Consider the following 14,996-nt stretch of genomic DNA (forward strand, 5'->3'; position numbering starts at 1 on the left):
TCGCGCGACCCGACGGGCGCACTGTCGGCGGAGGCCGTCGGGCGCACTGCCGGCGGAGGCCGACGGGCGCGCTGCCGGCGGAGGCCGTCGGGCTCGCTGCCGACGCTGCTCAGCGCGTGAGCAGGTCCTGGTGGTCCGGGTGCCGGTCCAGCCACGCTGCGACGTAGCTGCACTCGGCGACGACCCGGCGGTCCGAGTTCGCCCGCACGTCGTCCAGGGCGTGCTCGACGAGGATCGAGGCGTGCCCGCCGCCCCGGTGTTCCGGGTCGACCTCGGTGTGCACGAAGTGGATCGCGTCGCCGTCGACCTCGTAGGCGGCGAGGCCGATGACGGTGCCGTCCTCGACGAGGGAGTACTGGTTCTGGTCGGTGTCGTTGCGGACTTCGAGACTCATCCTCCGGACGCTACGCCGGACACCTCCCGCGACACGCAACGTGGGCGGCTGCACACCGCGGAGTACCGCTGCGTGCAACCGCCCACGTTGCGTGTCACGAGGGGCTAGCCGGCCGTGTGCCGACCGTGCGGGTGCTCGTCGGCCGGCGATTCGGTGTCGCCGGCGGCGTGGGCGCCGTGCTGCGTCCGGATCGCACCGGTCGCCGCGGGAGGCTCGTCCACCGGTGTCGACGACGAGTGCGCTCCGTGGGTGGACGCGTGGGGCAGGGGTGCCCGGGTGTCGTCCGTCGACGTCACAGTGGTGGTCGACGTCGCACTCGTGGTCGTCGGCAGGACCGAGACCGGCGAGCCACCGGCCGAGCGGGCCGAGCGCGGCTGCGCGGGCACGTCCGGCGAGGTCGGCACGATCGACATCGACCCGGTGTCCGGCGAGACGAGCGAGCCGGAGCCGGCCGCCGCCTGCTGGGCGTCGACGGTCAGACGGTCGTCATCGGCAGTCTTCCGCGCGGCATCGGCCTGCTCCTGCAGCGCCGAGGTCTTGCGGAGCGGCGGCACCTTGAAGAACCAGGTCAGCACGAAGGCCAGCAGGATGACCGCGAGGCCGACCCAGTAGACCGTGACCGCCGAGTCGCTGAACCCGACCAGGAACGGACGGCTCAGACGCTTGTCGGAACCGTTGAGGAACGACGTGTCGTTGGTGGACGACGTGCTCGTCGAGGTGCCGCCCTTGCCGTCACGGAGCTGGTCGACGAGCTTCGGCGCGACCGTGTCGACGATGTTGCTGCGCTGCGAGGCGTTGGAGTAGTCGACCTGAAGTGTGCCGTCGACGACGTCCGCGCCGACCTTGGCGGCCGCGGTCTCCAGCGCCTTCTGCTCGGCGTCGCCCTTCGCGTCGGCGACCTGCTGGGCGATGACCGTCTCGGCGGCCGCGGCGGGGATCGTGCCCGCGTCGACCTGCTGCTGCACGGCGGCGGTCACCTGCTTCGTCACGGCCTGGTCGGCTGCCTGCTTCGCCTGCACGGCGCCCTGGTCGAGGCCGTCCTGGACGTTCTTCTTGATCGGGGTGACGATCGGGTCCCAGATCTGGTTCATCACGCCCTTGTTCGCCTCGGCGTTCGCCACCGCGGGGTTCAGGGCGGCGTTCAGGGCGCTCTTCAGGTCGGACTCGTTCTGCAGCGCACCGGTGATGTTCGTCGGCATCAGGCTGAACAGCACCGACAGCAGCACCGCGGTGCCCATCGTGCCGCCGATCTGACGGAAGAACGTGGCGGCACTGGTGGCGACGCCGATGTCCCGCGGGGAGACGGAGTTCTGCGCGGCGAGGGTCAGCGTCTGCATGAGCTGACCGAGCCCGAGACCGATGAGGAACATGCCGGTCATCAGGAACCAGAGCGGCCGGTCCGCGGTCAGGAACGTCAGGACCGTGTAGCCGACGGCGGTGAAGGCCGTACCGGTGACCGGGAAGATCCGGTACTTGCCGGTGCGGGACACGATCTGACCGGATGCGATCGACGAGATCATCAGGCCGAGGACCATCGGGAGCATCGCGAACCCGGACTCGGTCGGCGTCACGCCCTTGACGATCTGCAGGTACAGCGGGATGGTCAGCATCGCGCCGAACATGCCGAAGCCGATGAGCACCGACAGCACGGCCGCCATCGAGAACACGTGCGAGCTGAAGAGCTTCAGCGGCAGGATCGCGTCGTCGCCCATCGCCCGCTCGACGATGACGAACGCGATCAGCCCGAGCGCACCCACCCCGTAGCAGGCCAGGGCACCGGGGGAGCCCCAACCCCACTCACGACCCTGCTCGGCGATGAGGAGCAGCGGCACGAGCGTCACGATGACGAGGGACGCCCCCCACCAGTCGATGCGGGGCTTGCGGCGCTCGCCGTACTTCGGCAGGTGCAGGAAGGTCAGCACCATGAACAGCGCGATGATGCCGATCGGGACGTTGATCAGGAAGACCCAGCGCCATCCGGAGATGAAGAGGAGCTCGTTCGCGCCGGCGAAGACACCGCCGACGAGCGGGCCGATGACGGACGAGATGCCGAAGACGGCCAGGAAGTAGCCCTGGTACTTGGCGCGCTCACGCGGCGCGAGCATGTCGCCCATGATCGCGAGCGGCAGGGACATCAGGCCACCCGCGCCGAGGCCCTGCAGGGCACGGAACCCGGCGAGCATGAGCATCGACGTCGAGAACGACGCGGCGAGCGAGCCGAGGATGAAGATCGCGATCGCCGTGATGAACAGCGGGCGTCGACCGAAGAGGTCGGACAGCTTGCCGTAGATGGGCGTCGTGATCGTCGAGGCGATGAGGTACCCGGTGGTGACCCACGCCTGCTGGTCGAGACCGTGCAGGTCGTCGCCGATGGTGCGGATCGCCGTGCCCACGATCGTCTGGTCGAGGGCGCCCAGGAACATACCGGCCATCAGGCCGTAGATCACGAGCAGGATCTGGCGGTGGTTCATCACGACGTTCGACGTCGTCGTGGGGGCCGCGGGTGCGGTCGCGGTCTGTGTCATGTGCGGGACTCCCGAAGATTTTGCGCTGCGTGCAAAGTTACAACTCGGGCAACGGCAGCGCGCACCGGGAACGCGTTCCTGTGGAGATCGGCAGCCGTCCACAGCGTGATGTGGGGCAGACCTCCGGGGTGGCCGGCGGGGACCCGTCAGGCGACGGCTTGCTCCAGGGCCTCTTGGAACCGCTCGTCGACCTCGATGCGGAGTTCGCCGGTCTCCTGGTCGAACGACGAGACGGTGGACACCTGGTCGTGGCGGGAGAACAGCAGGTGCGGGCTGAGGAGCCCACCGGGCAGCCCGGCGTCCTCGTCGCCGAGGATCCGCACGAGCAGGCCGGCGAGCGTCTGGATCGCCTGCAGGCTGTCCGCGTCACGGATCGGGACGGCGAGCAGCAGGTGCCGGTGCGGGACGGCGAACACGGTGCCGAACGGGGCGGCACCGAACAGGGCGGGCAGGTTGACGGCCTTCGACGCAGTGAACAGCGACTCGCCCTCGACGAGGTGCACGCCCGGCGCGAGCTCGGCGTTCGCGTCCACCGGTTCGGCGTCCGTGTTGAAGCGGGCCATCGCCCAGAGTTCGTCCGCACCGATCGCGAGCTTCGGCAGCGTCTGCGTCGCCAGGGTGCTCACCATCGTCGGGTAGTCGACGCAGAGCCCGAGGACGAGCCCCGGGGCGAACGGTCGCGCGTACGTCAGGTCGGTCGGGTCGGAGCCGTCCTCCGCGAGCAGGCGGAGCCGGACGCGGTCCCGCAGCTCGTCGGCGCTCAGTTCTTCGGGTGTCGGCTCACGGTGCGCCTGCAGCATCCGGTCGAAGTGGGCCCGGACGATGGCCGTCCGGCGCTCGTCGTTCTCGCCGCGGACCTGGGCTGCGAGGTTCGCGAGCAGGTAGACCTGCCCGTCCGCCCCGAGCAGACGCACGTGTGCAGGGTCGTCGCCCGGCCCGTCCACCGTCGTCTCGACACCGCGCTCCGCCAGCGTGCGCTGCGCGAGCACGACGAGGGGCAGCGACTCCGCCACCGGCTTCTTCCGTCCGAACAACGCCATGCTGCTCAGCCTTCCATGGAACCGAGCGCCTGTCAGGACCCGAGGGCGGCGTCGACGATCTCCTTGGCTTCGCGCTGGACCTGCTCGAGGTGCGCCTGCCCGACGAAGCTCTCGGCGTAGATCTTGTAGACGTCCTCGGTACCGGAGGGGCGAGCGGCGAACCAGGCCTTGTCCGTGACGACCTTGACACCACCGACGGCGGCGTCGTTGCCCGGCGCCTTCGACAGCTTCGCGGTGATCGGGTCGCCCGCCAGGGTCTCGGCGGTGATGGCGTCGCCGTCGAGCTTCGACAGGCGGGCCTTCTGCTCCTTGCTGGCGGCGGCGTCGACGCGCTGGTACACCGGGTCGCCGAAGCGCTCGGTGAGTTCGGCGTACAGCTGCGACGGCGTCTTGCCCGTGACGGCGACGATCTCGGACGCCAGGAGCGCCAGGATGATGCCGTCCTTGTCGGTCGTCCACGCGGTGCCGTCCATGCGCAGGAACGACGCCCCCGCGGACTCTTCACCGCCGAAGGCCACCGAGCCGTCGATCAGCCCGGGGACGAACCACTTGAAGCCGACCGGGACCTCCCACAGACGACGGCCCAGGGACTCGGCGACGCGGTCGATGATGCTCGACGACACCAGGGTCTTGCCGATCGCGGCGTCGTCGCGCCACTGCGGACGGTGCGCGTAGAGGTACTCGATCGCGACGGCGAGGTAGTGGTTCGGGTTCATCAGACCGCCGTCGGGCGTGACGATGCCGTGCCGGTCGGAGTCGGCGTCGTTGCCGGTCAGGACGTCGAAGTCGTCCTTGCGGGCCACGACCGACGCCATCGCCGAGGGGCTCGACGGGTCCATCCGGATCTTGCCGTCCCAGTCCAGCGTCATGAACGACCAGGTCGGGTCTACGTCCGGGTTCACGACGGTGAGGTCCAGGCCGTAGTGGTCGCGGATGAGGTTCCAGTACGGCAGCGAGGCGCCACCGAGCGGGTCGGCGCCGATCTTCACGCCGGCACGCTTGATCGCGGCGATGTCGATGATGTTCTCGAGGTCGGCGACGTAGTTGTGCAGGAAGTCGTAGCCGTCGTGGGTGGCGTGTTCGGCGCGCTGCACCTCGGCGTTGCCGCCGGCGATGATCGCGTTGGCACGGTCGGCGATCCACGAGGTGGCGTCACTGTCGGCGGGGCCGCCGTGCGGGGGGTTGTACTTGAAGCCGCCGTCGCGGGGCGGGTTGTGGCTCGGGGTGATGACGATTCCGTCGGCGGTGTCGTCGTGTCCGGCCGTGTTGTAGGCGATGATCGCGTGGCTCAGCGCCGGCGTGGGGACGTACCCGTTGTCGGCGTCGGCGAGCACGTGGACGCCGTTGGCGGCCAGGACCTCGAGCGCGGTGCGTTCGGCCGGACCGGACAGCGCGTGGGTGTCGCGGCCGATGAAGAGCGGGCCGTCGGTGCCCTGCGCGGTGCGGTACTCCACGATCGCCTGCGTGATGGCGGCGATGTGCGTGTCGTTGAACGCACTGTCGAGCGAGGAGCCGCGGTGCCCCGAGGTGCCGAACACGACCTTCTGCTCGGGGTTCGTGACGTCCGGGACCCGGTCGTAGTACGCCGCGGTGAGCGCATCGAGGTCGACGAGGTCGTCTGCGGTCGCTGGGGTTCCGGCACGGTCGTTCATGATCCCATCCTGGCATCGCCGTGGTGGATGCGCCCACGGTTGTGGAGAACCGTGCGGAGCCGTTGCGGGGAACCGTGCGGGGGACCGCCGGGACGAACGCGAGCGGCCGCCTTCCTCGGGCTGGGGGGAAGCCGAGGAGTGCGACCGCTCGCGGTCTGGTTGCTCGCCGCGCAGGCGAGCCGTTCTGGGGGCGGGCCGGGGCGACCTGCCGACGGGGGCTGAGCCTCCCGACGGGAGCTGAGCCTCCCGACTGGTTCAGGCCGTGCGGAACGACCCGGTCGCGGTGCGGACGGACCCGGTGACGGTCCGTGTGCTCGAGGTCGCCGTGCTCGGACGACGGAACTCGGTGTCGACGAACCGACCGATGTGTCCGGCGGGGACGCCCGTGTAGGTGCCGATCGCCGCGTCGACGCGCATCGCACGGCCGGTCGAGGTGTAGGTGCCGAGCTCGTCGTGCTGACGGAGTCCGCTGACGAAGGTCCCGCCGAGGGGGAAGGTGCTCATGGTGCTCTCCTCGCTGTCGTGCCGAGGTGCCGCGACCATCGAGCCGATGGGTCCGCGACACCATCGACTGCTGCGCACCACTCTACGTCGTTCTCTTGCATGATGCAAAAGAAGACGGGAGTCAGGCGATGAGCTCGCAGAAGTGCCGGCCGCCGTCGGTCCAGCTCTGGCGGGCGGTGAGCCCGGCCGTGGCGGCGTGGGCGTGCAGCGCGGTGAGCCCGACCTCGGCCCACGGGAACGCGGAGCTCGCGTGGCCGTCGGCGTCCGTCACGGTGGCGACGTAGGTGCGGTCGGCGTCGGCGTCGCGGTTCGTCTCGACGACGACACGGCCGCCGTCCCGGACGATCTCGGCAGCACGGGCGAGCAGGGCGACCGGGTCACCGCCGATGCCGATGTTGCCGTCGATGATGAGCGCGGTGTCCCAGTGGCCCTCGTCCGGCACCGGCTCGAAGACCGATCCCTGGACCGCCCGACCGCCGGAGCGGTTGGCGATCGCGACCGCTTCGGCCGAGACGTCGACACCGAGTGCCGGCAGCCCCATCCGCAGTGCCGCGACGAGCATGCGCCCCGGCCCGCAGCCGAGGTCGATGACCGGACCGTCGGCGCCCTCGAGCAGGGACCGGTCGACCCGGTCCGCCGCCGCGCTCCAGCGTCCGACGTCCATCGTCACGACCTCGCCCGGACGCTCGGGGTCGGTGAGACGGAGTCGGCCGTCCGAGCGGAGGGCCCGTGCGTACGGTTCGTCGCCGCCGGCCCCGAAGGCCTGCAGGGTGCTCGTCGTGTCGGTCATCGGACACCTCCGGTGGTCGTCGTGGTCTCGTCGGCCAGGGCCGCCGCGAACCGCGTGGTGGGGGCGAGCGCTGCGACGCGCTCGGCGTCGGGCAGCGTGTCGACGTCGAGCAGTTCGGCCAGGAGGCCTGTGTCGAGTCCGGCGGACCGCAACCGTTCGAGCTGCACGGCGCCGGTGTCGTCCTGCGACATGGGGACGCCACGGATCAGGTCGCCGGTCGGCTCGCGCATGAACAGCGACCAGAAGCCGCCGTCCTCCGCCGGGCCGAACCAGGCGTCACGCTCGGCACCGTCGAACACGGGCGCGAGGGCGTCGACCGAGACCTGCGGGGTGTCCATGCCGACCAGCAGCAGGGGCTCCTGCACGGTGTCGAACAGGAAGCCCAGGCGCTCGTCGAGTCCGCCACCGGGCTGGTGCAGGACGTCGAAGCCGTCCGCGCCCTCGGGCAGGACGTCGCCGTCGTAGAAGAGGACACGGCGTGCTGCCGGCAGCGCCGACACTGTGGCGAGCGTGTCCGCGAGGCTTGCGGCGGCGACCCTGGCAGCACCCTCAGGCGTCAGGGCCGGGGTCAGGCGTGTCTTGACCTTGCCGGGCAGGCACTCCTTGGCGACGACGGCCACCGTGATGCCGGTCACGAGCGGGCCTCGGCGGTGGTGGCTTCCGCAGCCGCGGAGGTGGCGGCGACCCGCTGGCGGACCGACACGGGCGCGACGGTCCGGGTGCGGGCCTCCCGTCGGTAGGCACGCAGCAGTCGTGACATGTCCTTGACGGCGTTGACGGTGCCGCGGAGCGTGCCGGTGACCTTGCTGTCGCCGATGCGCTGCGCGTAGCCGATGTCCGACTCGTCGACGCGCCAGCCGGCGGCGTGTGCAGCGAGGACCATCTCGAGCGGGTAGCCGCTGCGGCGGTCGCGGAGGTCGAGGGCGACGAGGTCCTCGCGACGCATCACGCGCATCGGGCCGAGGTCGGTCAGCCGGTAGCCGGTCGCGCGGCGCATCAGGACGGCGAGGACGCGGTTGGCGAAGCGTGCGTGCGGTGCCCAGGCGCCGCGGCTGGTGGGGACGCGGCGACCGAGGGCCAGGTCGACCCGGCCGTCCGCGACGCGCCGGACGAGGGCGGGGAGCTCAGCCGGGTCCATCGACGCGTCGGCGTCGCAGAAGGCCACGTAGTCGGCGGTCGCCGCGGCGACACCGGCCGCGCAGGCGGAACCGAATCCGCGGACCGGCTCGGTGACGACGAGGGCGCCGTGCGCACGGGCGACGTCGGCCGAACCGTCAGTGGAGCCGTTGTCGACGACCACGGCCCGGTACCCCTCGGGGAGGCGGCCGATGACGGACGGCAGCGCGTCCGCCTCGTCGAGGCAGGGGAGGATCACGTCGACGCTCATGGAGACCATTCGGTGCGGGTGCTCCGAGCGATGGGTCGCGGTGGTCGCCTCGTCAGTCGGGCGCGTCGGTTCCGGGCCGACGGCGTCCGCTGCGGGGTGTTGTGTCATGCACCCAACCCAACACGAGGTTGCTGACCGGGGTACGTGTCGGCGCGTCCGGCTGGCCGTTCTCCGCACCGCGGCGGTGGACGCGACCATGTGTCGGACGGGAGGCGCGCCCCGAGTGGGGGACGTGCCTCCCGTCCCGCGGGTGGCCGGGTCGGGACCGGTGGCCGGATCGGGACCAGTGGACGGCGCGGGACCGGTGGTCGGGTCGGCGCCACCGCCGGGTCCGACCGGCGTGGCCGGGGGTCGTCCGGTCAGCGCACCGCGGCGCGGAGCGGGGCCGTCGCGAAGTCGCGCATGCCCGCGGTGAAGTCGACCTGCGCGTGCCAGCCGAGCTCGTCGGCGATGCGGGCCGAGGACGCGGTGACGTGGCGGACGTCGCCCAGGCGGTACTCACCCGTGACGACCGGCTGCGGGCCGTCCGGACCGGCGATCGCGGCCGCCATCTCGCCGATCGTGTGGACCGTGCCGGAACCGACGTTGAACGCCCGGAACGACTCGGCCGGGGCGGACTCGGTCGCGGCGATCGCCGCGATGTTCGCGCCCGCGACGTCGTCGACGTGCACGAAGTCGCGACGTTGCGCGCCGTCCTCGAAGACCCGGGGGGCCTCGCCGCGGGCCAGGGCCGAGCGGAACAGCGACGCGACGCCCGCGTAGGGCGTGTTCGCCGGCATGCCCGGACCGTAGACGTTGTGGTAGCGGAGCGCGACCGCGCGACCTCCGGTGGCGCGGGTCCACGACGAGGCCAGCTGCTCCTGCGCGACCTTCGTCTGGGCGTAGACGTTCCGCGGGTCGAGGGCTGCCGACTCGTCGATCAGGCCCGGCAGCAGCGGGCGGCCGTCGGGGCCGATCGGGTCGAACTGCCCGGCGTCCAGGTCCTCGCGGCGGCGGGCCGGCGGGCGCAGCGGCTCGCCGTCCGCGGTCGTGTACGCGCCCTCGCCGTAGACGACCATCGAGCTGGCGACCACGAGGCGGCCGAGGTCCAGCCGGTCCATCGCGGCCAGCACGTGCGCGGTGCCGGCGTCGTTGCTCGACACGTAGTCGGGCGCGTCCTGGAAGTCGACGCCGAGCCCGACCTTCGCTGCCTGGTGGCAGACCACGTCGACCTCGTGCAGCGCGGCGTCGAGCGCCACCCGGTCGCGGACGTCGCCGTGCACCAGCTCGATGCCGGCGGTGCGGTGGGCGGTGACCACGGCCTCCGGATCGCCGTGCACGTCGGTGCGCAGGGAGTCGAGGACGCGGACCTCGTACCCGGCGGCCAGGGCCTGCCGGACGATCGTCGAGCCGATGAACCCGGCGCCGCCGGTGACGAGCAGGCGGGTCACGGGCGGAGCTCCAGCACGCGGGCGGAGGCGCTCGCCGGCACGAGCTCACGCGGGGCGTAGTCGTCGGGGATCGCGGCCACGATCGAGCCGATCGCGCGGACGATCACCTCGTTCGCGCGGGCCAGGCGGTCCATCACGGCCTGGTGGGTGACCGGGGCGTCGGTGCTGGCGGTGCTGGCGGTGCTCTCGGTGCTGCCGGTGCCGGTGCTGGTGCTGGTGGTCTCGTCCGTGGCCGGGGCCAGGCCCGCGTCGGCGTCGGTGACGAACGACAGGTTGACCGTGCCGATGCCGAGCTCGGCGGCCAGCGGGACCTCGGGCGACATCGTCATGTTGATCGTGTGGCCGCCGGCCTCGCGCATCCACACCGACTCGGCGCGGCTCGAGAACCGCGGACCCTGGATGACGACGCACGTTCCGGTCGGGCGGAACGGCACGTCCAGGGCGGCGATCGCGTCGATCGCCGCACGACGGAGCACCGGGTCGAACGGATCGGCGAAGGAGAGGTGCTGCACCTCGTCCTCGAAGTACGTGTCGGCGCGGCCCCATGTCCGGTCGATCAGCTGGTCCGTCACCACGAAGGTGCCGGGAGCATAGTCGGGGTGGAGGCCGCCGACGGCGCTCGAGGACACCACGGCCCGGACGCCGAGTGAGCGCAGCGCCCAGAGGTTCGCGCGGTGCTCGATGCGGTGCGGGGCGACCGAGTGCGCGCGGCCGTGGCGCGTCAGGAACGCGACCCGGCGGCCGGACATCGTGCCGACGCTGATCGGGCTCGAGGTCGCACCGAAGGGCGTCGGGACGTCGATCTCGTCGGCGGTGCCGGGCTCGAACAGCTCGTACAGGCCGGATCCACCGATCACACCGATCGTTGCCGTCTTCTCGTTGTCCACAGGTCCTCCGGTCGTCCTCGGCGCTGGTCGGCGCCGTCGTTACGCTACAGATGCAGGCCAGGAACGGCCCGCGAGCGGTGCGTCGTCCGATGCGCCGCGTCAGGACCATTCGGAGGCGCGCGTGCGAACGATCGGTCAGCACCGGGAAGCAGTCCAGGCGCTCGTCGAGCCGGCCCTGCCGGGTGGGCGGGGAGACGCCGAGTCAGTGCCGGTCGTCGACCTGGCCGTGGCGTCCGGCGCCGGACGCGGGTACCGGGTGCTCGCGGCCTCCGTGCCCGCACCGACCCCGCTGCCCGCGTTCGACAACAGCCAGATGGACGGGTTCGCCGTCCGCGCTGCCGACGCCGGTACCACCCTGCGCGTCGTCGCTCCGATCCCCGCCGGCCTCGTGCCCCCACCCCTCGAGCCGGGTACCGCAGCCCCGATCATGACCGGGGCGCGGATCCCGGACGGTGCCGATGCCGTCTTCCCCGTGGAGTCGACCCCCGCCGGTGCCTTCCCCGCCGCGCTCGACGCCGAGGTCGTGCCGGTGCCGGACGACCTCGTCGCGGGCACGTTCGTCCGCGTCGCAGGTTCCGACCTGCGCGCCGGGTCGGCCATCGCCCGCGCCGGACAGCCCGTCACCCCCGCTGTCCTGGGCGCCCTCGCCGGGGCGGGGGTCGCCACCGTCGACGTGTTCCGTCGTCCGCGGGTGCTCGTCGTGTCGACCGGCAGCGAACTGCTCGACGACGGCGGTGTCGCCGCGGCCGGTGACCTCCGCGCCGGGGCGGCCATCGGTGACGCGAACGGTGTCGCACTGTCCGCCGCGCTCGCCGAGGTCGGCGTCGAGACCCGTCGCGTCCGGGTGCCCGACGACGCCGAACGCTTCGTCGACGCGCTCGACCAGGCCGTGGGGGAGTGGGCGGACCTCGTCCTCACCACGGGCGGCATCAGCGCCGGGGCGTACGAGGTGGTCCGCCAGGCGCTCGAGCCCCGGGGGCTCCAGGTGACACCGGTCGCGATGCAGCCGGGCGGTCCGCAGGCCCTCGGCAGCGTGACGATCGCCGGTCGGTCGGTGCCCGTCGTCGCCTTCCCGGGCAACCCCGTCTCGGCGCTGGTGTCGTTCGAGGTGTTCCTACGCCCGGTGCTCGCCCGCGCCGCCGGACTGCCCGAGGGTCGTCCGAGTGCCGACCTGCCGAGTGCCGACGCCGCGACCTCGCCCGCAGGCAAGCACCAGGTCCGGCGCGGGACCATCGTGGACGGCCGTGTGCAGTTCGTCGGCGGGCCGAGCTCGCACCTGCTCTGGCACTACGCGGAAGCCACGCACCTCGTCCACGTCCCGGTCGGCACCAGCCAGGTCGACCCGGGCGACGTCCTGACCGTCTGGAGCATCCGATGACCGACCTGTCCCACGTCCGCGCCGACGGCAGCGCGCACATGGTGGACGTCTCCGACAAGGACGTCACCGCACGCTCCGCCACCGCGACCGCGACGCTCGTCACCCGACCGGACGTCGTCGCCCGGATCCTCGACGGCTCGCTGCCCAAGGGCGAGGTGATCGGCACCGCCCGCATCGCGGCGATCATGGCGGTGAAGAAGACCGCCGACCTCATCCCGCTCTGTCACCCGCTGCCGATCGCCGGGGTCGAGGTCGACATCACCGGCGCCGAGAACCGCGTCGTCGTCCACGTGTCCGTCCGCACGACCTCCCGGACCGGGGTCGAGATGGAGGCCCTGACCGGCGCCAGCATCGCCGCCCTCACCGTGTACGACATGGTCAAGGCCGTCGACCGCGCGGCGTCGATCACGGACGTCCGCGTCCTCGAGAAGCACGGCGGGCGTTCCGGCGACTGGAGCGCGTCGTGACCCTCGACACCCTGGACCGCGGTCGCGCCGCCGTCCTCGTGGTCTCCACCTCGGCCGCCACCGACCCCGCGCTCGACCGCACCGGACCCGTCATCACCGAGTGGCTCCGCACCCGCGGGTTCACCGTCGGCGACCCGGCGATCGTCCCCGACGGCGGCCCCGTCGCCGACACCCTCACCGCAGCCGTCAGCGGTGGTGCCCGCGTCGTCATCACCACGGGCGGCACCGGCGTCACCCCGACCGACCGCACCCCCGAAGCCGTCGCGCCGCTGCTCGACCTGGAACTCCCCGGCATCGTCGAGGAGATCCGCCGCCGCGGTCTCACCGGCGCCGGCCCCACGGCACTCCTCAGCCGCGGAGTCGCCGGGGTCGTCGGCGGTCGGGCCTTCGTCGTCACGCTGCCCGGGTCCCGCGGCGGAGTCGCCGACGGGCTGGCCGTGCTCGACGGACTCCTCGACCACCTGCTCGCCCAGCTGCACGGCGACGGACACGCCCCGCGGAGCGCCTCGTGAGTGCCGCCGCAGCCGAACGGGTCGTCGTGGCCGACGTCGTCGACCGGGACATCACCGTCGACGAGGTGTCGGCGGTCGTCGCCTCGGACCAGGACGGAGCCGTCGTCACCTTCGCCGGGGTCGTCCGCGACCACGACGGCGGCAAGGGGGTCACCGCCCTCGAGTACGAACGGCACCCGAGCGCCGGTGACGTCATCGCCTCGGTCGCCCGCAGCATCGCGGAACAGCACCCCGAGGTCCGCATCGCCGTGCTGCACCGTGTGGGCGCCCTCGGCATCGGGGACGTCGCGCTCGCCGCGGCCGTGGCATCGGGACACCGGGCCGAGGCGTTCGCGGCCTGCGGTGCCCTGGTCGACCTCGTGAAGGAGCAGGTGCCGATCTGGAAGCACCAGCGCTTCACCGACGGGTCGGACGAGTGGGTCGCGGCGCTCTGACCGGCACGTACCGCCTAGCCGCAGCCGGCCCGGCCCGGCCCGGCCCGACCGCGAAGTCGGGCGTAGCGGGGAGGCACAGCGGACCCATAGGATCCGAGGCCATGGGAATCCTGCTGTCCGGCGTGAGCGTCGTCCTGCTCGTGTTCGCGTTGATCGACATCATCACGCGGACCGACAGTGAGGTGCGCGGGCTGCCGAAGGTCGCCTGGATCATCCTCGTGATCCTGCTGCCCGTCGTCGGCAGCATCGTCTGGTTCACGATCGGGCACGACTGGGCTGCCGGCCCTCGGAACCACGGCCGGTACCTCGAGCCCGCACGTCACGAGGACCGGTACGCCACCCTCGGCGCCGCGAAGAGCGCGCACGGGGACAAGCGTGTCTCGAGCACCGAGCAGGAACTCGCCGAGCTCGAGCGCGAGATCGAGTACTGGGAAGCGCAGGCACGCTTGAAGCGGGCGAAGGAAGCGGCCGGCGAAGGCGACACGACGGCGGCGACGTGAGTCGGGCCTCCCGGCCGGACGCCTGGGCCGACGTCCCGCCGCTCTCGTTCGACGACCGGCGTTGGGAGTTCGTCGACCAGCGCTCCGCCTTCCTGGCGGACGGTGCCGAACCGCGGGAGGTGCAGCGCAGCGGAGCACGTCTCCGCAGCCGGTTGGTCGCGGCGGCCGCACTGATCGTGCTCGCCGGTGCGCTCGGGTGGTTGCTGGCCGTGCAGACGACGACGCCGACTCGGCAGCCGTCGGACACGTCGTCCCTGATCGGCACCGGCGCCTTCGTGCTGGCACTGGTCGTCTGGGCGGTCGGGGTCGTGCGGATCAGCCGCGCACGCTCGTGGCGGACGATGTGGTCCGATCCGCTTTCCGGGATGACGATGCGGGAGCGACGCGGGATCGAGCGGGTCCTCAGCGGTCGCGCGCCGGCTGAGCCGCACCGCGTCCGGGTGCTCCGACGACTGGCGCAGCTGCGGCTGGTGCAGAGCGAGTGGACCCTCTGGTTCACCGCGGGGTGGGTGCCGCTGGCGGTGGGGCAGTCCCTCGCGGCGGGCAACGGCGTCATGCTCTGGTTCGAAGCCGTCCTCGCGCTCGTGTTCGGGGTGATGTTCGTCGTCGTGACGAGGCAGCGGGAGCGGTGGCGAGCGTTCCTCGAGCGGACGGCGTGAGCGGCGCCTCCAGGCCGGCCTGACGGGCGGCGGGCTCGCGCTCCTGGGCTCCCTGGCTCCCTGGCTCCCTGGCTCCCTGGCTCCCTGGCTCCCTGGCTCGGCCGCGGGGCGGACCCGGCGCGGGTCGGACGTGGCGCCGGCCGGACCCGCCCAACGACAATCCGTTCGCGCCACGGGATCAGCCGGTTCGAGCGGGATCCCGTTGTGCTCAGCCAGCCGGAACCGGCGGAGCCCCGGGCGCCCCGCGCCCCCGCGCCCTTCCGGGGCGCGGCGCCGGTCGGGCCCGGCGGACCCGGGGCGGCCCGGACCGGGCGCCCGCCCGAGCCGGCGCGAACCGGACCCGCACAACCGCATCCGGCTCGCGCCGCGGGATCCCGCGGTGCGAAGGGGATCCCGTTGGGTGCAGCCGATCGGAACCGGCCGCGCGCCCGCTGGCC

General features: G+C 72.4%; 16 protein-coding genes. 6 read left to right on the forward strand and 10 right to left on the reverse strand.

Annotation, left to right across the window (positions count from 1 at the left end; genetic code table 11):
* Positions 1-109 precede the first annotated feature (109 nt).
* The 10 genes from QL987_RS10830 to QL987_RS10875 form a co-directional block, all read right to left on the reverse strand.
* Positions 110-394, reverse strand: coding sequence for a GNAT family N-acetyltransferase (locus QL987_RS10830; protein WP_290157671.1), 285 nt, complete (start codon positions 392-394; stop codon positions 110-112).
* A 104-nt stretch (positions 395-498) separates the two neighbouring features.
* Positions 499-2,919, reverse strand: coding sequence for a DHA2 family efflux MFS transporter permease subunit (locus QL987_RS10835; protein ID WP_290157673.1), 2,421 nt, complete (start codon positions 2,917-2,919; stop codon positions 499-501).
* A 146-nt stretch (positions 2,920-3,065) separates the two neighbouring features.
* On the reverse strand, positions 3,066-3,959 hold the full coding sequence (locus QL987_RS10840) for a hypothetical protein (protein ID WP_221852510.1): 894 nt from the start codon (positions 3,957-3,959) through the stop codon (positions 3,066-3,068).
* 32 nt (positions 3,960-3,991) lie between these two features.
* Entirely contained in the window at positions 3,992-5,611 is a 1,620-nt protein-coding gene (pgm, locus tag QL987_RS10845) for a phosphoglucomutase (alpha-D-glucose-1,6-bisphosphate-dependent) (RefSeq protein WP_290157674.1), read from the reverse strand.
* 255 nt (positions 5,612-5,866) lie between these two features.
* A complete protein-coding gene (locus tag QL987_RS10850; protein WP_290157675.1) occupies positions 5,867-6,115 on the reverse strand; it encodes a hypothetical protein in 249 nt (82 codons plus the stop codon).
* A gap of 121 nt (positions 6,116-6,236) precedes the next feature.
* Positions 6,237-6,905 (reverse strand): class I SAM-dependent methyltransferase, encoded by a 669-nt coding sequence (locus tag QL987_RS10855; RefSeq protein WP_290157676.1) that lies wholly within the window; start codon positions 6,903-6,905, stop codon positions 6,237-6,239.
* Positions 6,902-7,540 carry a DUF2064 domain-containing protein gene (locus tag QL987_RS10860; protein WP_290157677.1) on the reverse strand — a complete coding sequence of 213 codons (639 nt, stop codon included), beginning with the start codon at positions 7,538-7,540 and terminating at the stop codon, positions 6,902-6,904. Before QL987_RS10860 ends, QL987_RS10855 begins: the two co-directional genes overlap by 4 nt.
* Positions 7,537-8,292 (reverse strand): glycosyltransferase family 2 protein, encoded by a 756-nt coding sequence (locus QL987_RS10865; protein WP_356841141.1) that lies wholly within the window; start codon positions 8,290-8,292, stop codon positions 7,537-7,539. The genes QL987_RS10860 and QL987_RS10865 overlap by 4 nt, the downstream gene beginning before the upstream one ends.
* Before the next feature lie 359 nt (positions 8,293-8,651).
* Positions 8,652-9,722, reverse strand: a complete 1,071-nt coding sequence (locus tag QL987_RS10870; RefSeq protein ID WP_111074961.1) for an NAD-dependent epimerase/dehydratase family protein — start codon at positions 9,720-9,722, stop codon at positions 8,652-8,654.
* A complete protein-coding gene (locus QL987_RS10875; RefSeq protein ID WP_290157679.1) occupies positions 9,719-10,609 on the reverse strand; it encodes an MTAP family purine nucleoside phosphorylase in 891 nt (296 codons plus the stop codon). The genes QL987_RS10870 and QL987_RS10875 overlap by 4 nt, the downstream gene beginning before the upstream one ends.
* Positions 10,610-10,730: 121 nt before the next feature.
* Here QL987_RS10875 and glp point away from each other — a divergent pair, with 121 nt between their 5' ends.
* The 6 genes from glp to QL987_RS10905 all read left to right on the forward strand — a co-directional run bounded on the left by glp (position 10,731) and on the right by QL987_RS10905 (position 14,559).
* Positions 10,731-11,987, forward strand: coding sequence for a gephyrin-like molybdotransferase Glp (gene glp / locus QL987_RS10880; protein ID WP_290157680.1), 1,257 nt, complete (start codon positions 10,731-10,733; stop codon positions 11,985-11,987).
* Positions 11,984-12,454: a cyclic pyranopterin monophosphate synthase MoaC gene (moaC, locus tag QL987_RS10885; protein ID WP_290157682.1), complete on the forward strand. Its 471-nt coding sequence runs from the start codon at positions 11,984-11,986 to the stop codon at positions 12,452-12,454. Before glp ends, moaC begins: the two co-directional genes overlap by 4 nt.
* Positions 12,451-12,966, forward strand: coding sequence for a molybdopterin-binding protein (locus QL987_RS10890; RefSeq protein ID WP_290157683.1), 516 nt, complete (start codon positions 12,451-12,453; stop codon positions 12,964-12,966). Before moaC ends, QL987_RS10890 begins: the two co-directional genes overlap by 4 nt.
* Positions 12,963-13,400 (forward strand): molybdenum cofactor biosynthesis protein MoaE, encoded by a 438-nt coding sequence (locus QL987_RS10895; RefSeq protein ID WP_290157685.1) that lies wholly within the window; start codon positions 12,963-12,965, stop codon positions 13,398-13,400. The genes QL987_RS10890 and QL987_RS10895 overlap by 4 nt, the downstream gene beginning before the upstream one ends.
* Before the next feature lie 101 nt (positions 13,401-13,501).
* On the forward strand, positions 13,502-13,900 hold the full coding sequence (locus tag QL987_RS10900; protein ID WP_290157686.1) for a PLD nuclease N-terminal domain-containing protein: 399 nt from the start codon (positions 13,502-13,504) through the stop codon (positions 13,898-13,900).
* Positions 13,897-14,559: a hypothetical protein gene (locus tag QL987_RS10905; RefSeq protein WP_290157687.1), complete on the forward strand. Its 663-nt coding sequence runs from the start codon at positions 13,897-13,899 to the stop codon at positions 14,557-14,559. The genes QL987_RS10900 and QL987_RS10905 overlap by 4 nt, the downstream gene beginning before the upstream one ends.
* Positions 14,560-14,996: the final 437 nt, after the last annotated feature.

Origin of the sequence: Curtobacterium sp. APC 4022, from assembly GCF_030407555.1 — a bacterium.
Classification (GTDB): Bacteria; Actinomycetota; Actinomycetes; order Actinomycetales; family Microbacteriaceae; genus Curtobacterium.

Coding starts and splice junctions, on each gene's coding strand:
- QL987_RS10830 (WP_290157671.1), bottom strand. CDS start 394: ATGAGTCTCGAAGTCCGCAACGACACCGACCAGAACCAGTACTCCCTC.
- QL987_RS10835 (WP_290157673.1), bottom strand. CDS start 2,919: ATGACACAGACCGCGACCGCACCCGCGGCCCCCACGACGACGTCGAAC.
- QL987_RS10840 (WP_221852510.1), bottom strand. CDS start 3,959: ATGGCGTTGTTCGGACGGAAGAAGCCGGTGGCGGAGTCGCTGCCCCTC.
- pgm (WP_290157674.1), bottom strand. CDS start 5,611: ATGAACGACCGTGCCGGAACCCCAGCGACCGCAGACGACCTCGTCGAC.
- QL987_RS10850 (WP_290157675.1), bottom strand. CDS start 6,115: ATGAGCACCTTCCCCCTCGGCGGGACCTTCGTCAGCGGACTCCGTCAG.
- QL987_RS10855 (WP_290157676.1), bottom strand. CDS start 6,905: ATGACCGACACGACGAGCACCCTGCAGGCCTTCGGGGCCGGCGGCGAC.
- QL987_RS10865 (WP_356841141.1), bottom strand. CDS start 8,292: ATGAGCGTCGACGTGATCCTCCCCTGCCTCGACGAGGCGGACGCGCTG.
- moaC (WP_290157682.1), top strand. CDS start 11,984: ATGACCGACCTGTCCCACGTCCGCGCCGACGGCAGCGCGCACATGGTG.
- QL987_RS10900 (WP_290157686.1), top strand. CDS start 13,502: ATGGGAATCCTGCTGTCCGGCGTGAGCGTCGTCCTGCTCGTGTTCGCG.